The organism is Arthrobacter sp. 01L42 (genome assembly GCF_056400005.1).
Genome location: NZ_JBFTSL010000011.1, coordinates 97,689 through 118,601, shown reverse-complemented (window position 1 = coordinate 118,601; position 20,913 = coordinate 97,689). Strand labels below are relative to the sequence as shown.

Here is a 20,913-nt window from a genome sequence, read left to right as displayed (position 1 = left end):
CCAAGGTAGCACCGCCCGCAGCATGTGTCAGTAGGCCCTGTCAGCAGCCGGCAGGCCGCCGCCGGGCGCTATTGGCCGTAGAAGACCCGCTCGAAGACCGCCCGGGCGCGCCGGCTCAACCGCAGGTAGTCCTCCTCCAGCGCCGCGGCGTTGCCTTGTCCGTAGCCGCACCAGCGGGCCACCGCCTCAAGGTCGCGGCGGGACGAGGGCAGCAGGTCCGAGGGCCGGCCGGTCCAGATGACGTTGGCCGAACGGATCCGGCTCGCCAGACGCCAGGCCCGGAGGAGGATGACGGTGTCCCCCGCGTCCATCAGGTCCAGGGCCGCGGCCGCCTCGAGCGCGTCCACCGTGGACGTGGTCCGCAGCTCCGGATGCCGGCCGGCGTGCCGGAGCTGGAGCAGCTGGGCCAGCCACTCGACGTCACTCAACCCGCCCCGGCCAAGCTTCAGGTGACGGGCGGGATCGGCGCCGCGCGGCAGGCGCTCCGCCTCGACCCTGGCCTTGACCCGCCGCACCTCCCGGATGTCCTGGTCAGACAAAGACCCGGGGTACCGGATGGTGTCGATCAGCGCCACGAAATCCTCGGCCAGGGCGTCGTCGCCGGCCATGGGGCGCGCCCGCAGCAACGCCTGGGACTCCCAGACCAGGGACCACCGGCGGTAGTACTCGGCATAGGACTCCAGGGACCGCACCATGGGCCCGCTCTTGCCCTCGGGGCGCAGGTCCGCGTCCACCGCGAGTACCCGCTCGGCCAGGATCGCCGGTTTGAGCGGCTGGGTCAGCAGGCTGGAGAGCTTGCCCACGATCTGCAGGGCCTGAGCCTGAGCCTCCTCTTCAGGCACGCCGGGGAGTCCGCGGTGGACATACATGACGTCGGCGTCCGAGCCGTAGCCGATCTCCCGGCCGCCCTGACGGCCCATCGCAACCACCAGCACGTGGGTCTTCAGCGGTTCCCCGGCGGTGATGATTGTCTCCGCCACGCGCAGGGCCCCCAGCACGGCGGCCCGGTCCGTGTCGGCGAGGGCTTCCCCCACCTGGTCCTGGTCCAGCAGTCCGGCGCTGTCCGCGATGGCGACCCGGAGGATTTCCCGGCGCCGGATCAGCCGGATCAGCCGCATGGCGCTCTCCGGGTCCGCGTGCCGGGACATCTTCGAGGTGATTTCAAGCCATTGGGATTCGAAGCTGAGCGGCACCAGTTCCTTGTCCGTGCCCAGCCACGCCACTGATTCGGGCGAAACCTCCAGCAGGTCCGCGATCAGCCGGGAGTTGGCGAGCACGTGGCAGAGCCGCTCGGCCGCGGCCGTCGAATCCCGGAGCATGCCCAGGTACCAGTGCGTTGTGCCGAGGGCCTCGCTGACTCGCCGGAAGGCGAGCAGACCGGCGTCGGGGTCCACGCCGTCGGCGAGCCAGTCCAGCAGGATGGGCAGGAGCTGGCGCTGGAGTGCCGCGCGCCGGCTCACGCCGGCGGTTAGGGCCTCGATGTGCCGCATGGCGCCGGGGGGATCGAGGTAACCGAGGGCGGCGAGGCGGCCCTGGGCGGCTTCCGGGGTCAGGCGTGCCTCTTCGCTGCTCAGAGTGGCGACGGTATTGAGCAGGGGGCGGTAGAAGATTCGTTCGTGGAGTTCCCGCACGGAGCGCTTGGTTTTTCGCCATGCGGCGACCAGGGCGTCCGGCTTGGGCCGCTCGGCGGAGAACGGTCCCAGGACCGCCTTGGCGAGGGAACGCAAAGACGCTTCGTTCACCGGCATGAGGTGCGTCCGGCGCAGCTGGAACAGCTGGATCCGGTGTTCGAGCAGCCGCAGGTAGCGGTAGTCGCGGTCGAACTCCGCGGCGTCGGAACGGCCGATATACCCGCCGGCGGAGAGCGCGGCGATGGCCGACGTGGTGTCCCGGCAGCGCAAGGATTCATCCGACTTGCCGTGCACGAGCTGCAGCAGCTGGACGGTGAATTCGACGTCGCGCAGCCCGCCGCGGCCCAGCTTGATCTGCCGCTGTTCCTCATCGGCCGGAATATGCTCGGTGACGCGGCGGCGCATGGCGCGGACGGATTCGACAAAGCCCTCCCGGCCGGCCGAAGACCAGATCAGGGGCGTCAGGGCTGCCTCGTAGCGGGCCCCCAGGACGGTGTCGCCGGCGATGGTCCGGGCCTTCAGGAGGGCCTGGAATTCCCAGCTCTCGGCCCAGCGCGCGTAATAGCTCTCGTGCGAGGCGAGGGTCCGGACCAGCGGCCCCGACTTTCCCTCGGGCCGGAGGTTCGCATCGACTTCCCACAGCCCGGGTTCGCGGCTCGTGGACATGATCGCGCGCGATACCCCGGAGGCCAGGACGGTGCCGATGGTCGTGGCCCGGGTCTCCTCCAGCGCGCCGGACTCGATCACGTAGATCACGTCGACGTCGGAGATGTAGTTCAGTTCGCGGGCACCGCACTTGCCCATGCCGATCACGGCGAGGCCGACGTCGGCCACCTCCGCGGCGTCGAACTTCTCCGCCGCCTCGGCCCGGGAGACGGCGAGGGCCGCCTCGAGCGCAGCCCCGGCGAGATCCGCCAGTTCCGCACCCGCGGCCGGCATGAAGTCCAGCGGATCGGCCGCGCACAGGTCCTTGATGGCGAGCTCCACGAGCCCGCGCCGGTAGGCGGTGCGCAGGGCCGCGTAGGCTTCCTGACCGCTGAGGGCCGCCACCGGCCGGGCAGACTTGGGATCGGCCCGCACCGACTGCAGCAGCCGCGTCCGCAGGGCCACGGCGTCCGCGGGCATCGGTTCCGGACTGACCCGGACGTCGAAGGCATCGAGGTGTTCGGGGTGGCGGATGAGGAACTCGCCCAGCGCCTCGGAGGCCCCCAGGACCCGGTACAGCGGCTCGCTGCTTTCCGGGTCTGCGACGGCAAGCTTGCGCAGCTCCGGGTGCTTCTCGATCAGCCGGACCAGGGACTGCAGGGCCGTGTCGGGGTTGGCCGCCAGCTGCAGCCCCGCAAAGAGGGCATCCTGGTCGAGTCCCTCCAGTTCCCGGGCCGCCAGGAACCGCTCGCCCTTGTCGAGATCGCTGAAGCCGGCGGCAATGAGGCGTCGTGCCAGGCTCATCGGGGCAACCTACAGAATGCCGAGATTGCGCTGCAGTTCGTAGGGCGTCACCTGAAGGCGGTAGTCCTGCCATTCTGCACGCTTGTTGCGCAGGAAGTGCTCGAACACCTGCTCGCCGAGGATCTGCGGCATGAGCTCGGAATCCTCCATGGTCCGGATGGCGTCGTGCAGGCTGGCCGGCAGCGGGTCGTGTCCCATGGCGCGGCGTTCCGCCGAGCTCAGCGACCAGATGTCGTCCTCGGCCGCCGCGGGGAGCTGGTAGCCCTCCTCGATGCCCTTGAGGCCGGCACCGAGCAGCACGGCGTAGGCCAGGTAGGGGTTAGCGGCGGAGTCGATGCCACGGTATTCGATCCGCGCGGACTGGCCCTTGCCGGGCTTGTACAGCGGGACGCGGACCAGGGCGGAGCGGTTGTTGTGGCCCCAGCTCAGGTAGCTCGGTGCCTCTCCCCCGCCCCAGAGCCGCTTGTAGGAGTTGACGAACTGGTTGGTCACGGCCGTGAATTCGGGGGCGTGCTTGAGGATGCCGGCGATGAACTGGCGCGCCGTCTCGGAAAGCTGGAACTCGGAACCGGCCTCGTAGAAGGCGTTGGTGTCCCCTTCGAAGAGGGAAAAGTGGGTGTGCATGCCGGAACCCGGGTGGGCGGTGAAGGGCTTGGGCATGAAGGTGGCATAGGTGCCCTGCTGCAGCGCGACTTCCTTGATGACCGTGCGGAACGTCATGATGTTATCCGCGGTCTGCAGGGCGTCGGCGTAGCGCAGGTCGATTTCGTTCTGGCCCGGGCCTGCCTCGTGGTGGCTGAATTCCACCGAGATGCCCACCGATTCGAGCATGGTCACGGCGGTCCGGCGGAAGTCCTGGGCCACGCCGCCCGGGACGTGGTCGAAGTAGCCGCCCTCGTCCACGGGGATGGGTGATCCGTCCGGGCCCGGCTCCTGGGACTTGAGCAGGTAGAACTCGATCTCGGGGTGGGTGTAGCAGGTGAAGCCCATGTCCGCGGCCTTGGCCAGGGTGCGCTTGAGGACGTTGCGCGGGTCCGCGGCGGAAGGTTCGCCGTCGGGCGTCAGGATGTCGCAGAACATCCGCGATGTGGCCTCGGTCTCGCCGCGCCACGGCAGGATCTGGAACGTGGCCGGATCCGGCTGGGCCAGCATGTCGGATTCGAAGACGCGGGCCAGGCCTTCGATCGAGGAACCGTCGAATCCGAGTCCTTCCTCGAAGGCGCCTTCCACCTCGGCCGGGGCCAGCGCCACGGACTTGAGCGATCCCACGACGTCGGTGAACCACAGGCGCACAAACCGCACGTCGCGCTCTTCGATCGTCCGCAGGACAAACTCTTGCTGGCGGTCCATACTGGCCTCTTTCCGGTTCTTCCATCCGCCCCGGGCCCGGCATTCATGGGCCCCGCGGCTGCTCACGGTTCACTTTACTAAGCATTGCCACCGATTGCTGAAGCCGGACCCCCGCGTAACACACCGTTAACACAAAGCCGGACGAATTCGCGGCGGGAGGGGGCATTGCGCCGCCTCACAGGCCGCCCGTGTGACGTGATTCACGCCGGGCGGGGGCAACCCGCGGTAGCTGCGGCACTTCGTCTCGCACTACGCTCGTGGCATGGCCTCAAGTAACAGCTCCGATTCCAGCACGCCCGCAGAACTTGCGGCCCCCTACGGCAGCGGCCCGGCAGCGGCTTCAGCGGCCGCCTCTTCGGGCACGTCGGCCAGTGGCACAGGCGGGACTGCCGACGGCGGCACCGGCGGGGCTGCGGAGGCGGCCCGGAAACCGGTGGCCAGGATCCGCACGCATCATCTCCAGGCGGCCAAGGCCAACGGTGAGCGCTTCGCCATGCTCACCGCGTATGACCAGTACACCGCAGAAATCTTTGACCAGGCAGGCATCGAGGTGCTCCTGGTCGGCGATTCGGCCTCCAACAACGTCTTCGGCAACGAAACCAGCCTTCCCGTGACGGTGGACGAGCTCCTTCCGCTGTGCCGCGCCGTCGCCCGCTCCGCACGGCGGGCCCTGGTGGTCGCTGACCTGCCGTTCGGCAGCTACGAGGTCTCGGCCCAGCAGGCGGTTGCCACCGGCGTCCGGTTCCTGAAAGAGGGCCTGGCCCACGCCGTCAAGATTGAAGGCGGAAAGTTCTACGCCGAGACCGTCCGCGCCATGGTCCAGGCCGGCATCCCCGTCATGGCGCACATCGGTTTCACCCCGCAGAGCGAACACTCCCTCGGCGGCTACCGCGTCCAGGGCCGCGGCGATGACGCCCAGCGGTTGATCGACGACGCCGTCGCGCTGGCCGACGCCGGCGCGTTCAGCGTGCTCATGGAAATGGTCCCGGCCGCCACGGCAGCCGCCGTGGATGCCGCCGTCGACGTCCCCACGGTCGGCATCGGCGCCGGCAGCGCCACCACCGGACAGGTCCTGGTGTGGCAGGACATGGCCGGTTTGCGCGGCGGAAAGATGGCGAAATTCGTCAAACAATACGCCGACCTCCGCACGTCCCTCAGTGACGCCGCAAAAGCCTACGGCGACGACGTGCGCTCAGGCCAGTTCCCCGGCCCGGAACACTCCTTCTAGTTCCGCTCCAGCGGGCCCCTGACCTTCCGGATCCGGAGACTCTTTTGCAAGACCTCATCCTTCACGGGCGATGCGTTGCGCCTCAGGTGCGGGCAGGCTGACCAATAAGGTCTGCATTAGGACCTCAAGATGTTCCGCCGGCCCCGACGGTTTCATGCGCTAAGCGTAAGGTCAGGCTCCGGCGGACACGATTCGAGGAGTATCGATGGACACGAATAGCTTCTGGGACGTTCTGCTCTGGAGTTTCTGGTTCTTCATCTGGATCGCTGCGCTGATGGTGTGGTTCCGCTGCCTGATGGACTTGTTCAGCGACCACGAGCTCAGCGGCTGGGCCAAGGCCGGTTGGGTTATCCTGCTGATCTTCGTTCCCTGGCTCGGCGCCCTCATCTACCTGATCGCCCGGGGCCGGAGCATGACCGATCGTCAGATGAAGATGCTGGCCCAGCAGCAGGCTGCCCAGCAGGAGTACATCAAGCAGGCCGCAGGCTCGACGGCCAGCCCGGCCGGCCAGATCGCCGATGCCAGGGCGCTGCTTGATTCCGGAGCCATCAACCAGACCGAGTTTGATTCCCTCAAGGCAAAGGCCTTGGCCTGACACGAAAATGGGCTACGCCCGACATGAGAATCACCTGGCTTGGTCACTCCACGGTGGTTCTGGATCTCGACGGGGTTCGGATCCTCACCGATCCGCTACTCCGTTCCCATGCCGGGTTGCTCCGACGCCTGGCACCGCGTCCGGACCCGGTCTCGTGGGACCGACCGGACGCGGTGCTCCTCTCTCACCTGCACCACGACCACGCCGAGTTGCGCTCCCTGCGCATGCTGCGCGGGGCACCGCTGATGAGCGCGCCGGCGAACGTGGCCTGGCTGCGTCGCCGAAAGTTGGCGCACACAGTTTCCTTGGGCGACGGCTGGACCCCGGTAGGCAGCGGCGTCCAGATTCGCCAGGTGCCGGCCGAACATCGCAGCCGGCCAATGCCGCACCGGCCCAACGACGCCAATGGCCAGCTCGTCCGCGGCCAGTCGGGCATCGTGTGGATCGCGGGTGACACGGGCTTGTTCCCGGAGATGGCCGCGCTCCCCGCCATGGCCGGAGGGCCGATCGATGTCGCCCTGGTGCCGGTCTGGGGGTGGGGACCGAGGCTCTCGGCGGGGCACCTGACTCCGGAGACCGCCGCACGGGCTGTCGCGATGAGCGGCGCAAGGTTCGCTCTGCCGGTGCACTGGGGGACGCTGCACCCTCCGTTCGTCACCTGCTTTGCCCGGAGCTGGCTCGAGCGGCCCGGCCACCGGTTCGCCACTGCCGTGGCGGAACAGGCTCCCGGCTGCACGGCAGTCGTCCTCGCTCCCGGCCAGACCTGGGTCGCGCCCTCGTAAGCCCAGGGCCTCGAATTGGACCCGCCCCGGGAAATCCCCCGGTTGGTCGCTCAGCCGCGGGACGCCGTCGTGGCGCGCTGGCCACAGGACTCAAGCATCGCCACCAGCACCCGGTGGAGTTCCCCGGCACCCTCGATCCGCTCGGGCAGCCCCGCCATGAGATCGGCCGGGCCCATCAGCACGGCGCGGTCCTGCCAACCCCCCAGTCCCCCGTGGGATCCCACGAGGCCTTCGAACGCTGCAACGTCGCCGGTCACGGGATCCACCGCGCTGTTGACATAGAGATCCGGCGCCTCGGGTTGCATCAGCGCGAGATTCAGCACCCGCGCCGCATGCGGCCCGAAACCAGCCAGCGGGTCGGTGCCCTCCACTGCCCCGCTGGTGATATTGACGCGCCCGCCGCTTCCGATCGCCCACGCCCCGCCCTCCTCATCGATGCCGGCCACGAACCCGACGCCGGGATGGCCCGCCAGGCCAGGGACCAGGGCAGGCCACCGATGCTCGAGGGCTTGGAGACTCAGGCGCCGGTCACCGCGCAGGTACACCAGGCCCAGGTTGCCCGAGCCCAACACGACCACCGGATCCTCCGCGCCGCCTGGGCCGGAAGTCTGCTGTGCCGGCGTCTCTTGTGCCTTGGTCAGTACCTCGTCGGCACGGCCGGCGAGCTTCCCGGACAATCCGCCGGAGGCAACGTCGCCGGCGATGGAGTCCGCGCGCCCGAGCCCCTCGACGGACGCGTCCACGTTCTGAACGTGTTCCTGCATCAGTTCCGCGCACAGATCACCAAGCGCCTGGCCATACCGGTCCGCGAACGGCGTGCCCTGGGACTGGCCGTGGTCCGAGAGCACCACCAGCCGGTAGCGGCGGGGAGCGGACCCGGCGAGTTCGGCCAAGGCACCGAGCGTGCGGTCCAAGCCATCCAGGGCTGCAAGCGACTCGGGGCGGAACATGCCTGCGTGGTGGGCGATCTCGTCGTAGTCAACGTAGTCGACATAGATGCACTTCGTGCCGCGACGCAGCTCCTCTGCCACCAGCGCCGTGTTCAGGTCCCGCAGCAGACCGTTGGTGACTGCCCGCAGCAGGGCGAAGGTCCAGTCCCGCCGCACCCGCGGATTGAGGTCACGTTTGACCTGTCTCCGGGCCTGCCAACGCTCCTTGAAGATCTCGGCGACGGTCCGCGTAAAGCTGCGCATGAAGCCGTTCGGGGTGGCAAAAAACCAGGCGAACGCCCGGCGGGTTTGGGTCGAGCCGCGCCGGACCTCTACCCGGCTCATCGTCAAAAACGAGCGGGGCGCGTCACCGGTGAACAGGTTCGAGATGGAGACGCCGTCGTCGCAGAGCAGTCCCTGGCCGGTGCTGTGCCTGTCCTCGATCACCCGGGCGTCTGCCGGACGGTTGGCCACCAGGACGCGTTGGAGCTCACGGTCATACCACCGGAAGGCCGGGATCCCGGCGACCGTGCCGTGCAGAATGCCCATCTGGCTCGCCGGCGTCGTGCAAGGCAGCTGGGGAGTCCATTCACGGAACTGATAATCCCCCGAGGCCAGCCAGCGGCGGAGATGGGGCACTCCCCCGGACTGGATAGCCCACTGCAGCACCGGGAAGGGGACCCCGTCGAGCTGGACGAACAGGACACCGTCCACCTCCGGATCGGTCACCGTTTCCTGCCGGCGTGCCCGTCCTGCCAGCGAGGTGATGAGGCCGTCATCGGTTCCGGCTGTGGTGGCCCACGAAATGAGCGTGCCCACCACGGCACTGACCCAGGTAGCGGCGAGGGCTGTCAACGGCGTCGACTCGATGCCGGGCACCAGACGGATGGCGACGTACATGATCAGGGCCTGCCCCACCAGGGCGGTAAGAAGTACTGCCACCCAGCCCACCCTGGCCGAGATCTCCACCAGCACGGGGCGCAGGACCAGGCCGACGAGGCCGGCTGCCGCCGCCACGGCGGCGTATGACCACCAGCTGGCCGCAGAGAACCCCGGCAGCAGGGCGCCGGTGATAATGAGGGCTACAGTCGAGGCAGCCCAGGCAAGGGCCAGCCTGGCGAGGTCTGATATTCGGGCGCCGCGGGTGCGGGCAACGCGCGTCGGCATTTTCCCAGTATGGCTGTCGGCAACCGGCTCGCACCCACCCTCACAGGGTGAGAATCACGGTCCGGGAGAAAATCAGTCAGCCTGCGCGGTGTCCGGTCCGCGATCGCCGGGGGACGTTCCCGCGGGCGCAGCAGGTCCGTACGGGCTAGTCGTCCTCGCCCTTGTCCCAAGCCTCATTGCGCGCCTTGACCTTTTCCAGGGCGTGTTCGGCTTCCTCACGGGTCTTGTACGGTCCGATCAGCTGGCTCCAGTCGGACATCGCGTCTTCCTCGATCTCGTGGGTGTTGACGTTGTACCAGTATTCGGGCATCGGGGCTCCTTCATGGCCCGGAGCGTGTCCGGGTGTCTTTTCCGGCGTGTATTTTCCGGGCTGGATTTTCCGGGGCGAGCCCGGGGGCTTATATGATCAATCTATGCCTTCTCTAGCCTCAACTGCACCCATCGGCACGCTGGTCCAGGGGACAGTGAGCCCGCAGCTTCCCGTGCCGCCGTCCATCCCGCGTCCGGAATATGTGGGCAAGCCGGCTCCTGCGAAGTTCACAGGGTCCGAGGTCAAGTCGGCGGAGACCATCGAGAAGATCCGGATCGCCTCCAAGATCGCCGCCCAGGCCATAGTGGAGGTCGGCAGGCACATCGAACCCGGCGTCACCACCGACCAGCTGGACCGGGTGGGCCATGAGTTCCTGCTGGACCACAACGCGTACCCCTCCACCCTCGGATACCGGGGCTTTCCGAAGTCCCTGTGTTCGTCCCTCAACGAGGTCATCTGCCACGGGATCCCGGACAGCACGGTGGTCCGGGACGGCGACATCCTCAACATCGACATCACGGCCTTCATCGGCGGCGTCCATGGCGACACCAACTACACCTTCCTGGTCGGCGACGTCGACGAGGAATCCCGCCTCCTCGTCGAGCGCACCCGGGAATCGCTGACCCGCGCCATCCGGGCCGTGGCTCCCGGACGCGAAATCAACGTGATCGGCCGGACCATCGAGTCCTACGCAAAGCGCTTCGGCTACGGCGTGGTCCGCGACTTTACCGGGCACGGAGTTGGCGAAGCCTTCCACACCGGGCTGATCATTCCGCACTATGACGCGGCCCCGGCATACAACACCACCATGGAAACCGGTATGGTGTTCACGATCGAGCCAATGCTGACCCTGGGCACCGTTGACTGGGACATGTGGGCCGATGACTGGACCGTCGTGACCCGCGACCGCAAGCGCACCGCCCAGTTCGAGCACACCCTGCTCGTGACGGAGTCCGGTGCCGAGGTCCTCACGCTGCCCTGACCGCCTGCTCCACACGCTAGTTCCCGTAACCACCCCGCTCTCTCACCACCGGCCCTGCCCGGTCACTACAGCCCGCCCCTGCCACGAACGGAACGACATTGGCCAAGAAGGACGAAAAGTCGAAGAAGAACGCCCCCCTGATCGGCATTGACATCGGTGGGACCGGAATCAAGGGCGGGATCGTGGACCTGAAGAAGGGGAAGCTGATCGGTGACCGCGTGCGCTTCCCGACGCCGCAGCCCTCCACCCCTGAGTCCGTGGCCGAAGTCGTCGCGCAGGTTGTCGCCGAGCTCTCTGCCCGTTCCGATGCCCCCGACGCCAGCAGCCCCGTGGGCGTGACCTTCCCCGGCATCATCCAGCACGGCGTGGTCCATTCGGCCGCGAATGTGGACAAGTCGTGGCTGGAAGCCGACATCGACGCCATGCTCACGGCGCGTCTCGGCCGCCCGGTGGAGGTCATCAATGACGCCGACGCCGCGGGACTCGCCGAGGCCCGCTTCGGTGCCGGCGAGGGAGTCGCCGGCACGGTGCTGGTGATCACCCTTGGCACCGGCATCGGCTCGGCGTTCATCTTCGACGGCAAGCTGGTTCCCAACGCCGAACTCGGTCACCTGGAGATTGACGGCTTCGACGCCGAGACCAAGGCCTCGGCCGTGGCCCGTGAGCGCGAGGGCCTCAGCTGGGAACAGTACAGCGTCCTGCTGCAGCGCTACTTCTCCCACGTGGAATTCCTGTTTTCCCCCGAGCTCTTCATCGTGGGCGGCGGCATCTCCAAGCGTGCGGACGAGTACCTGCCGCACATGAAGCTGCGCACGCCGATCGTCCCGGCCGAGCTGAAGAACGACGCCGGGATCGTGGGCGCGGCCATCGAGATTGCCCTCAAGCACAAGCTGGCAAAATAAAGGCCCATCGCGGGATGAAAACCAATTGAGCTATCACTCCGGGTCGTTCTGAACGCTGGGAACGACCCGGAGGGATAGCTCAATCTCTTTGTGGAGCGGTGAGGTGGAGCCGGTGGTGGCTGCGGCTTCCCCTCCGCTGCCACCACCGGAGTCTGTGGTGGATCCTGGGACGCAGTCGCCAGGACAATCAGGACATTTACGACGGCGCCTGCAGCGGCCGCTTGTCCGGGCTCTTGCCGTCCCGGCCCTTGGTCTCTGCCTCATGGCGAAGCAGGGAAATCGCCGATTCGAAGTCCTCGAGCGATTCGAAGGCCTGGTAGACGCTGGCGAACCGCAGGTAGGCGACCTCGTCGAGACGCTGCAGCGGCTCCAGGATCGCCAGCCCGACTTCGTGGGCCTCGATTTCGGCGGCGCCGGAGCCCCGGATCGCCTCCTCGACTTCCTGCGCCAGCAAGGCGAGATCGTCTTCGGTGACCGGGCGGCCCTGGCAGGCCTTGCGCACGCCGTTGATGACCTTGCTGCGGCTGAACGGCTCGCCGACCCCGGAGCGCTTGATGACGGTCAGGCTCGTGGTTTCCACGGTGGTGAACCGGCGGCCGCATTCGGGGCACTGCCGGCGGCGCCGGATGGCGGAGCCGTCGTCGGCGATCCGACTGTCCACTACGCGCGAATCAGGGTTCCGGCAGAACGGGCAATACATGTCGGTTCCTCCCCTGTCGCAATCCGCTGTGACCTCAGTTTACGACTAGATGTAGCTGAATAACAAGCCTGTAATTACTACATGTAGTGGTCTGGGTCCTGAACTACCGGGCGGCGAACCGCACCGTGACGGCCTCGCCATGCGCCGGCAGGTCCTCCGCGCCGGAGAGGCTGACGATATGGCCGCTGACCTGCTCCAACGCGGCCCGGCTGTAGTTGATGACCTGGATGGCGCGCAGGAACGTGGTCACGTTCAGTCCGGAGGAGAAGGCCGCGGTGCCGCTGGTAGGCAGCACGTGGTTGGAGCCGGCGCAATAGTCCCCCAGGCTCACGGGGCTGTAGTCCCCCACGAAGATCGCACCGGCGCTGCGGATCCGGCCGGCCACCCGGGCGGCGTCGGCGGTCATGATCTCAAGGTGTTCCGCGGCGTACGCGTCGCAGGCGGCTATGCCCTGCTCCAGGTCCTCGACCAGCACCACCCCGGACTGCGGGCCCGAGAGCGCCTCGCGGACGCGGCTGGAGTGCTTGGTGGCAGCGGCCTGCCGCTCAAGCTCCACGCGGACCTCTGCGGCGAGGGCCTCGGAGTCGGTGAACAGCACCGATGCAGCCTTAGGGTCGTGCTCGGCCTGGCTGATGAGGTCCGCGGCCACGAGGGCAGGACTGGCGGTGGCGTCCGCGAGGATCGCGATCTCCGTGGTGCCGGCCTCGGAATCGATCCCGACAACCCCTTTAACCAGGCGCTTGGCGGTGGCCACGAAGATATTGCCCGGACCGGTGACGACATCCACGGGGTCGATCCCGGGGAGGTGGCCGGCGTCGGACGCGTCGGACGGGATGCCGTAGGCGAAGGCCGCAATAGCCTGCGCCCCGCCGATCGCGTAGACCTCCTCGATGCCCAGCAGGCAGGCCGCAGCCAGGATCGTGGGGTGCGGGAGGCCGCCGAAGTTCTTTTGCGGCGGCGAGGCCAGGGCAATCGATTCGACGCCGGCGGCCAGGGCCGGGACCACGTTCATGATCACCGAGGACGGGTAGACCGCCAGGCCGCCGGGGACATAGAGCCCCACGCGCGCCACCGGCACCCAGTTCTGGCTGACGACGGCGCCCTCGCCGAGTTCGACGTCGATGTTCGCCGGGCGCTGGGCGTCGGCGAAGGCGCGGGCCCGCTTGATGGACTCCTCCAGGGCCGCGCGGACGGCGGGATCCAGGTTCTCGAGGGCTGCACGCAGCGCCTCGGCCGGGACGCGGGGATGCGTCTGCTCGACGCCGTCGAAAGCCAGCGCCAGCTCCCGCAGTGCGCCGAAGCCCCGCGCGCGGACGGCGGAGATGATATCCAGGACCTTGCCCTCGGCGTCGGCCATCGTCCCGGACTGTGCCCGGGGCACGGCTGCGCGGAGTCCGGCGAGAGACAGGTGCGCACCGCGCACGTCCACCGTGCGGAAGTTAAGGGCGGCGGTCATCGGGGTCACGGGGCTGTCAGGAGTTAGGCTCACCCGATCATTTTACGTGCCCCGCCGCGGCGGGGTTTGCCGCCGTTGCCCGGGAAGAGGCTGTTCAGGAAGATGGCCAGGGCGATCGCTGCCGGCCAGATGGCGAGGACCGCATAGGAGCGCAGGGAGAAGGCGACGCTGGCGCTGGCCGAAGTATCTGCCGGCGCTCCCCACCATTGGGCGCTGAGCAAACCGGTTCCCCACGCGATGAGCGCACCGGCAGCGCCGGCGAGGACCACGAGGACAACAGTGCCGGGGCCGGGCTGCTGGTGCTTGTTGCCGGCGACGAACGACCCGGCAATGCACCCTGCGAGCAGGCACAGCCCCGCCAGCACAAGGTCACGGGGCAGCCAGGTGGCGGTGTTGGTGCCGGCGGCGAGGTCAGGGTTTCCGGTCAGGAGATTCAGGCCTGACGGCGCCAGAAGCCACCAAAGCAGCCCCACCGGGATGCCGGCGGCCGCGATGACCGCGGTCTTCCGCCATGTCCCCCCGGCACCGGGCTGCCCCTCGGGACGCCGCTCGGGCTGTGCGGGCTCCCCGGCGTGGTGGACGGGGCCGTCGACTGCGGACTGTGTCATGCAACAAACCGTAACAAGGATTCCCGCGGCGCATGACGCCGGCCGGCAGCACATGACGGGAGACGTAAAGAAAATGCCGCACTCGATTCCCCTGCGCAATACGCTGGCAGAGTAGAAGTACGACACGCACGTGCAGCAGGGAGTTGGATCGCAGTGGCCACAGATGAAGGTATTTTCGAGGGAACATTCAGGGAAATGTTCCGCCGGCACGCGGCGGGCGTGGCCATCATCACGGCCAATCACAACGGCGTCCCGTTCGGATTCACGGCGACCTCAGTGGCCTCTCTGTCCGCCAAGCCGCCGCGCTTTACGTTCAACATGGCCAGGACCTCCAGCTCGTGGCCGGCCGTGGCGAACACGACCTACATTGGCGTGCACATGCTCGGGCTGGAAAACCAGGAGCTCGCCGACCGTTTCGCCCGGGCCGGCAACCGGTTCGACGGCGACCACTGGGAGCTCGGACCCCACGAGGTGCCCGTGCTCAAGGGCGTCAGCGGCTGGCTGATCGGCAAGGTCCAGATGCGGCTCTCCTTCGAGAACAACGCGGTCGTGGTGGTCGAGGTGGTGGAGGGCCAGGTCGGCGACGACGGTGTTCCCCTGCTCTACCACTCCGGGGCCTACAGCCAGCCCGTTCCGCTCGACTACGAGATCTGACAGACGCCTCTACGGGCCACGGCAAATTAACACGGCACATTAAAACTTCCCCGGTGGTGCATCCGGCGACGGCCTTCGGCCGGTAATAAGGGTGTAAGCACAACCACCGCCCCCATGTGGGCCCCGATGAGGAGTTGGAAATGCGCAAGACACTCTCTGCAGCCACCGGAGCAATGACGCTGCTGGCAGCACTGGCCCTGGCCGCCCCGGCCCAGGCCGGGACCTGGCATCACCGCGACGAGGGGACGGCAAAACTGTCCGTCCTCCACGGCGTTCCGGGCCTTACCGTCGATGTCTGGGTCGACGGCAAACTCGCCCTGGACAACTTCAAACCGGGCACATTGGCCGGGCCGTTGAACGTCCCCGACGGAGACCACAAGGTCGCCATCACCGGCGCCGACGCCACCAGCGCCGACCACCCCGTGATAGGCCCGGTCACAGTGGACCTCGAAGAAGGTCGGGACTACACAGCGGTCGCACATCTGGCCGCTGACGGGACGCCCACGGCCACCCTTTTCACCAATGACACCTCCGCCAGCCCGGATGGAAAGGGCAAGCTGACCGTCCGGCACGTCGCTGCGGCCCCCGCCGTCGATGTCCTGGCCGGTGGCAACGCGGTCATTGAGGGACTCACCAACCGGCATCAAAAGACCCTCACTCTCAAGGCCGGAACCGTCCCGGCCTCGGTCGCAGCCGAGGGAACCACTGCCCCGCTGATCGGCCCGGCCGACATCAAGGTCACTGCGGGGAAAAACACCATCGTCTATGCCTGGGGAAGCCTCGCCGACAACAACCTTGGGGCCGCCGTACAGGTAGTGGACTCCTCATCGCGCGGACACAAAGGCCACCACGAGTAAGCCAACCGGAGCTCCAGCAGGCATCCTGTTTTCTCGCCCGGTGGGGTCGCATCAACCGCGGCCCCACCGGCACGCACACAGTGACAGCCCGGAAGGCTGACCCAGTTGGACCATGGCGGAGTCCCCGCGCGAGCGGCATAATGTGGTGCAACAGGGGCCACTGCCGCTCAAAGGAGCACCTGATGGAGGCTGCCGCATCGCACGATTGGGACTCCGGTCTCGACCACGCATTTGCCGGCGGCGACGAACGCGTCCTCGCGGAGGCGTACCGACGGTTCAGTCCGCTCGTCTACACGCTGGCGCTAAGATCCTTGGGAGAGCGTGCCGCTGCCGACGACGTCACCCAGGAGGTCTTCATTCGGGCCTGGAAATCACGGACCACATTTCGCCCGGAGGCGGGGCGGCTGCCGGCATGGCTGATCGGGATCGCCCGCAATGCAATCTCCGACGCCTTGTCCGCTCGCTCCCGCCAGCGCCATCTCGAACAAGCAGCCACTCTCTTGGTCGTTGACCCCGCTTCCCGCCCGGACGCCGGGGACGTAGAAGAGGTCGCCGACCGCCTGACGTTGGACGAAGAACTGGAGCATTTAGGGGATCCACAGCAAGCAATAATGCGGCTGGCGTTCTATGAAGACCTGACTCACGACCAGATCTCGTCGCGCCTCAACTTGCCGCTCGGTACTGTCAAAAGCCACATCCGGCGCAGCCTCACCCGCTTACGCACCCGCCTGGAGGTGGAACATGGAACACCTTGACGCCGAACTTCTTAGTCTGCTGGCCCTTGGCGAGCCCCTGGGCACGGACGCCGACGCCGACCACCTCGCCAGCTGCCCCACGTGCAGCGAAACCCTCCGAGGCCTGCAACATGCCGTGCACGTTGCCACCCTCGACACCGCAGGCATCGAACTCGAGCAACCCGGCAGCCAGAACTGGGCCGCCATCCATCAGGCCCTCGGCCTCTCGCCAGCCCTCGCAACGGATCCCTTGAGCCAGCCCAGCTCAGGGCACCCTGCCCCGGAGAAACCAGCCGCACCGGAGAAACCTGCCGCGGCGGAGGCGCGCCCGAACCACGGCGGCGGCACAAAGCCGGCACCGATACCACTGCGGCCCCGCGCCAAAGACAGGCATGGCCGTCCCGGTCTGTGGGTTATCGCGGCTGCGGCCGGAATCGTTCTTGGCACGGCCGCCGGATGGACCGCTGCCGGAGTTCTCGGACAAACCGGCACTCCCACACCCACCTCCACCCAGTCGGGTCCCGCTTCGACAGTCGTCGCCCAAACGTCCCTGACTCCGCTGCCCGCACATACCGGGAGCGGAGACGCCCGGGTGGAGCAACTCCCCGATGGAACCCGGCACCTGATCATCCGGCTCTCCAACGACCACATCACCGGATTCCGGGGCGTGTGGGTCGGCTCTGCCGACCTGTCCAGAATGGTCAGCCTGGGTGTCCTCGACAATGAATCCGGCATCTTCACCATCCCGGACGGCATTGATCTGGCCCAGTACCCCATCGTGGACGTCTCCAACCAGCCATACAACGGGAACCCGGCCCACTCCGCCGACAGCATCGCCCGGGGAACGCTCAACCCGAAAACATGATCCTCGGATGCTGTGCGTGAACCCTCGCGGGGCGGCGATACTCAGGGTGCCCTGGATCGCTCAGCCTTGCCTGGCCGCCAGCAACCCCCTGCATGTCAGTTATCCAAACAGGTCGGGCCGAGCAGCACCTTCAGATCGCCGAACAGTGACGGGCTCGGGTTGACGCGCAGGTGCACCGGCAGGCCCATGACCTCCACCCGGGTGTCGCCCTGCAGGTGCAGGCGGACCTCCGAATTTCCGCGGTGGGTGCGCAGCACGTCGCCCAGCTCGGTGACCACGGCCTCGGTGGCCTTGTGCGTGGCCATGGTGATCACCACGGGCCCGTTCTGGCTGTCGCTGAGGTCCGGCACGGAGAGTTCCATGCAGTTCAAGGTGACGGCGCCGTCGTCGCGCCGCTGCAGCCGGCCCTTGACCACCACGATCAGGTCCTCCGCGAGCACCGAGGCGATGGGGCCGTAGACCTGGCCGAAGAACATGACCTCCATGGAACCGGCGAGGTCCTCGATTTCGGCCCGGGCGTAGGCGTTGCCGCTGGCCTTGGCGATCCGCCGGCTGAGCGAGGTGATCATGCCGGCGATGGTCACGATCGAGCCGTCCGGCGGGCCGTCTTCGGCGATGATCGAGGTGATCGACCGGTCGGCGTGCTGGCTCAGGAGCCCTTCCAGTCCTTGCAGCGGGTGGTCGGAGACGTAGAGGCCGAGCATGTCGCGCTCGAACGCCAGTTTGTCCTTCTTCTCCCATTCCGGCAGGTCCGGGATCTCGGTGCTGAGCGACGCCTCGGGCTCCTGGTCCTCAAAGCCGGCGAAGAGGTCGAACTGGCCGATCGCCTCGTTGCGCTTGAGGGTGATGACGGAGTCGATCGCTTCTTCATGGATCATGGCCAGGGCCCGCCGGGGGTGGCCGAGCGAGTCGAAGGCGCCGGCCTTGATCAGGGATTCGATGGTGCGCTTGTTGCAGACCACTGCCGGGACCTTCAGGAGGTAGTCCTTGAAGGAGGTGTAGGCGCCTTCTTTTTCGCGCGCCGCCACCATGGCTTCGACGGCGTTCACGCCGACGTTGCGGATGGCGCCCATGCCGAAGCGGATGTCGGTGCCCACAGGGGTGAAGTTGAGGGCTGACTCGTTGACGTCGGGCGGCAGCACCGTGATGCCCATGCGCCGGCATTCGTTGAGGTAGATCGCCGACTTGTCCTTGTCGTCGCCCACTGAGGTCAGCAGGGCAGCCATGTACTCCGGCGCGTAGTGCGCCTTCAGGTACGCGGTCCAGTAGGAGATCACGCCGTAGGCGGCCGAGTGCGCCTTGTTGAAGGCGTAGTCGGAGAACGGCAGCAGGATGTCCCAGAGGGTCTTGACCGCGGCCATGGAATAGCCGTTGTCCTGCATACCCTGGGAGAAGCCGGCGAACTGCTTGTCCAGCTCGGACTTCTTCTTCTTGCCCATGGCGCGGCGCAGGATATCGGCCTGGCCCAGGGTATAGCCGGCGAGCTTCTGCGCCACGGCCATGACCTGCTCCTGGTACACGATCAGCCCGTAGGTCCCGCCGAGGATTTCGGACAGCGGTTCCTCGAGCTCCGGGTGGATCGGTATGACTTCCTGGATCTTGTTCTTGCGCAGCGCGTAGTCGGTGTGCGCGTTGGCGCCCATGGGTCCGGGCCGGTAGAGGGCCAGCACGGCGGAGATGTCCTCGAAGTTGTCAGGCTTCATCAGCTTGAGCAAGGACCGCATGGGGCCGCCGTCGAGCTGGAAGACGCCCAGTGTGTCTCCGCGGGCCAGCAGTTCGTAGGACGCCGTGTCATCCAACTCGAGCGTTTCGAGGTCGAGCTCGATGCCGCGGTTCATTTTGATGTTTTCCAGGGCATCGGAAATGATCGTCAGGTTTCGCAGCCCGAGGAAGTCCATCTTGATCAGGCCGAGGCCTTCGGACGTCGGGTAGTCGAACTGGGTGATGACCTGGCCGTCCTGGAAACGGCGCATGATCGGGATCACGTCGATGATGGGGTCCGAGGACATGATGACGCCGGCGGCGTGCACGCCCCATTGCCGCTTCAGGCCCTCGATGCCCAGCGCCGTCTCGAAGACCTTGGCGGCCTCCGGGTCGGTGCTGATGAGCTGGCGGAAGTCGCCGGCCTCGCTGTAACGCTTGGAGTCCTTGTTCTGGATGTCGGCCAGCGGGATGTCCTTGGCCATCACGGCCGGCGGGAGCGCCTTGGTCAGCGTCTCGCCCATGCTGAACGGGTAGCCCAGCACGCGCGAGGAGTCTTTGAGGGCCTGCTTGGTCTTGATGGTGCCGTAGGTGACGATCATCGCCACGCGCTCGTCGCCGTATTTGCGCGTGACGTAGTCGATCACTTCGGAACGTCGCCGGTCATCGAAGTCGACGTCGAAGTCAGGCATGGAGACGCGGTCCGGGTTGAGGAAGCGCTCGAAGATCAGGCCGTGGTGCAGCGGGTCCAGGTCGGTGATGCGCATCGCGTAGGCCACCATGGAGCCGGCGCCGGAGCCGCGCCCGGGACCGACCCGGATGCCGTTGTTCTTGGCCCAGTTGATGAAGTCGGCGACGACGAGGAAGTAGCCCGGGAAGCCCATCGAGGTGATGACTTCGAGCTCATAGTCGGCCTGCTTGCGGACCTTGTCCGGGATGCCCTGGGGATAGCGGTAGCGGAGTCCCTTGTCGACCTCCTTGACCAGCCACGACGTTTCGTCCTCCCCCTCCGGGCAGGGGAACCGGGGCATGTAGTTGGCGCCGGTGTTGAAGGAAACTTCGCAGCGTTCGGCGATCAGGAGCGTGTTGTCGCACGCCTCGGGGTGGTCGCGGAACAGTTCGCGCATTTCCTGCGGTGACTTCAGGTAGTAGCCACTGCCGGAGAAGGCGAAGCGCGAGCCGCCGTTGTCGTAGGTCGGCTCCAGGAGGGTGGAACCGGACTGGATGGCCAGCAGGGCCTCATGCGCCTTGGCGTCATGCTCGTGCGTGTAGTGCAGGTCGTTGGTGGCCACCAGCGGCAGGTTCAGGTCCTTGGCCAGGCGCAGGAGGTCACCTGTGACGCGCCGCTCGATGTCCAGGCCGTGGTCCATGAGCTCACAGAAGTAGTTCTCCGCCCCGAAGATGTCGCGGAACTCCGCCGCGGCCTCCAGGGCTTCGCGGTACTGGCCGAGCCGCAGCCGGGTCTGGACCTCGCCGGACGGGCAGCCGGTGGTGGCGATGAGCCCTTCCGAGTAGGTGTTCAGCAGCTCACGGTCCAGCCGGGGCCATTTGCCGAAGACCGAGTCCAGCGAGGCGATCGAGGAGGCCCGGAAAAGGTTCCGCATGCCCACGTTGTTGTAGCTGAGCAGGGTCATGTGCGTGTACGAGCCGCCGCCGGAAATGTCGTCCTTGCGCTGGTGCTCCTCGCCCCAGCGCACACGGGTCTTGTCCGTGCGGGCGGTCCCGGGAGTCACATAGGCTTCGACGCCGATGATGGGTCTGATGCCCTGGTCTGTTGCGCGCTTCCAGAAGTCGAAGGCGCCGAACAGGTAGCCGTGGTCCGTCGTGGCGAGGGCCGGCATGCCGAGCCGTTCGGTTTCGTCGAACAGCTCACCGAGCCGGGCGGCACCGTCCAGCATCGAGTACTCGGTGTGGTTGTGGAGATGGACAAACGAGTCGTTGCTGGAAGTCACCGCACCATTCTAGTGCCGTGCCACGACGGCGGCGTGCAGCCACGGCGGTGGGCACCGAACG

General features: G+C 67.3%; 17 protein-coding genes. 9 read left to right on the top strand and 8 right to left on the bottom strand.

The features are described from left to right. Positions 1–68 precede the first annotated feature (68 nt). Positions 69–3,080: a bifunctional [glutamine synthetase] adenylyltransferase/[glutamine synthetase]-adenylyl-L-tyrosine phosphorylase gene (locus AC1DN2_RS11660; protein ID WP_476850433.1), complete on the bottom strand. Its 3,012-nt coding sequence runs from the start codon at positions 3,078–3,080 to the stop codon at positions 69–71. A 9-nt stretch (positions 3,081–3,089) separates the two neighbouring features. Further along, positions 3,090–4,430, bottom strand: coding sequence for a type I glutamate--ammonia ligase (glnA, locus tag AC1DN2_RS11655; protein WP_028275859.1), 1,341 nt, complete (start codon positions 4,428–4,430; stop codon positions 3,090–3,092). Positions 4,431–4,692: 262 nt separating this feature from the next. Between glnA and panB the strand changes: the two genes are divergently transcribed. From panB to AC1DN2_RS11640, 3 genes are all read left to right on the top strand, one after another. Then, positions 4,693–5,658 (top strand): 3-methyl-2-oxobutanoate hydroxymethyltransferase, encoded by a 966-nt coding sequence (gene panB / locus AC1DN2_RS11650; RefSeq protein WP_476850432.1) that lies wholly within the window; start codon positions 4,693–4,695, stop codon positions 5,656–5,658. 205 nt (positions 5,659–5,863) lie between these two features. Then, on the top strand, positions 5,864–6,253 hold the full coding sequence (locus tag AC1DN2_RS11645) for an SHOCT domain-containing protein (protein ID WP_028275861.1): 390 nt from the start codon (positions 5,864–5,866) through the stop codon (positions 6,251–6,253). Between the two features lie 23 nt (positions 6,254–6,276). Continuing rightward, positions 6,277–7,035, top strand: coding sequence for an MBL fold metallo-hydrolase (locus AC1DN2_RS11640; RefSeq protein ID WP_476850431.1), 759 nt, complete (start codon positions 6,277–6,279; stop codon positions 7,033–7,035). 50 nt (positions 7,036–7,085) lie between these two features. Here AC1DN2_RS11640 and AC1DN2_RS11635 read toward each other — a convergent pair whose 3' ends face one another. Next, the gene (locus AC1DN2_RS11635; RefSeq protein ID WP_476850430.1) at positions 7,086–9,131 is read right to left on the bottom strand and encodes a phage holin family protein; all 2,046 of its coding nucleotides are present in this window, start codon (positions 9,129–9,131) and stop codon (positions 7,086–7,088) included. Positions 9,132–9,276: 145 nt separating this feature from the next. Next, entirely contained in the window at positions 9,277–9,441 is a 165-nt protein-coding gene (locus tag AC1DN2_RS11630; RefSeq protein ID WP_116767494.1) for an SPOR domain-containing protein, read from the bottom strand. 103 nt (positions 9,442–9,544) lie between these two features. On the opposite strand from AC1DN2_RS11630, the gene map reads away from it, so the two are divergent. Next, positions 9,545–10,423: a type I methionyl aminopeptidase gene (map, locus tag AC1DN2_RS11625; RefSeq protein WP_476850429.1), complete on the top strand. Its 879-nt coding sequence runs from the start codon at positions 9,545–9,547 to the stop codon at positions 10,421–10,423. A gap of 98 nt (positions 10,424–10,521) precedes the next feature. Next, complete coding sequence (ppgK, locus tag AC1DN2_RS11620) at positions 10,522–11,325, top strand: polyphosphate--glucose phosphotransferase (RefSeq protein ID WP_223916650.1); 804 nt, start codon at positions 10,522–10,524, stop codon at positions 11,323–11,325. 196 nt (positions 11,326–11,521) lie between these two features. Here ppgK and nrdR read toward each other — a convergent pair whose 3' ends face one another. From nrdR to AC1DN2_RS11605, 3 genes are all read right to left on the bottom strand, one after another. After that, a complete protein-coding gene (gene nrdR, locus AC1DN2_RS11615; RefSeq protein WP_028275865.1) occupies positions 11,522–12,025 on the bottom strand; it encodes a transcriptional regulator NrdR in 504 nt (167 codons plus the stop codon). 103 nt (positions 12,026–12,128) lie between these two features. Then, the gene (hisD, locus tag AC1DN2_RS11610; RefSeq protein ID WP_476850476.1) at positions 12,129–13,481 is read right to left on the bottom strand and encodes a histidinol dehydrogenase; all 1,353 of its coding nucleotides are present in this window, start codon (positions 13,479–13,481) and stop codon (positions 12,129–12,131) included. A 29-nt stretch (positions 13,482–13,510) separates the two neighbouring features. Next, entirely contained in the window at positions 13,511–14,089 is a 579-nt protein-coding gene (locus tag AC1DN2_RS11605) for a hypothetical protein (RefSeq protein ID WP_476850428.1), read from the bottom strand. A 195-nt stretch (positions 14,090–14,284) separates the two neighbouring features. Between AC1DN2_RS11605 and AC1DN2_RS11600 the strand changes: the two genes are divergently transcribed. The 4 genes from AC1DN2_RS11600 (at position 14,285) to AC1DN2_RS11585 (ending at position 17,199) form a co-directional block, all read left to right on the top strand. After that, entirely contained in the window at positions 14,285–14,743 is a 459-nt protein-coding gene (locus AC1DN2_RS11600) for a flavin reductase family protein (protein WP_018772361.1), read from the top strand. A gap of 140 nt (positions 14,744–14,883) precedes the next feature. Then, complete coding sequence (locus AC1DN2_RS11595) at positions 14,884–15,600, top strand: DUF4397 domain-containing protein (RefSeq protein WP_230008335.1); 717 nt, start codon at positions 14,884–14,886, stop codon at positions 15,598–15,600. 182 nt (positions 15,601–15,782) lie between these two features. Beyond that, entirely contained in the window at positions 15,783–16,355 is a 573-nt protein-coding gene (locus AC1DN2_RS11590) for an RNA polymerase sigma factor (protein ID WP_476850427.1), read from the top strand. Further along, positions 16,342–17,199, top strand: coding sequence for an anti-sigma factor (locus AC1DN2_RS11585; protein WP_476850426.1), 858 nt, complete (start codon positions 16,342–16,344; stop codon positions 17,197–17,199). Before AC1DN2_RS11590 ends, AC1DN2_RS11585 begins: the two co-directional genes overlap by 14 nt. A gap of 95 nt (positions 17,200–17,294) precedes the next feature. Here AC1DN2_RS11585 and dnaE read toward each other — a convergent pair whose 3' ends face one another. Beyond that, positions 17,295–20,852, bottom strand: a complete 3,558-nt coding sequence (gene dnaE / locus AC1DN2_RS11580) for a DNA polymerase III subunit alpha (RefSeq protein WP_476850425.1) — start codon at positions 20,850–20,852, stop codon at positions 17,295–17,297. Between the last annotated feature and the right edge of the window lie 61 nt (positions 20,853–20,913).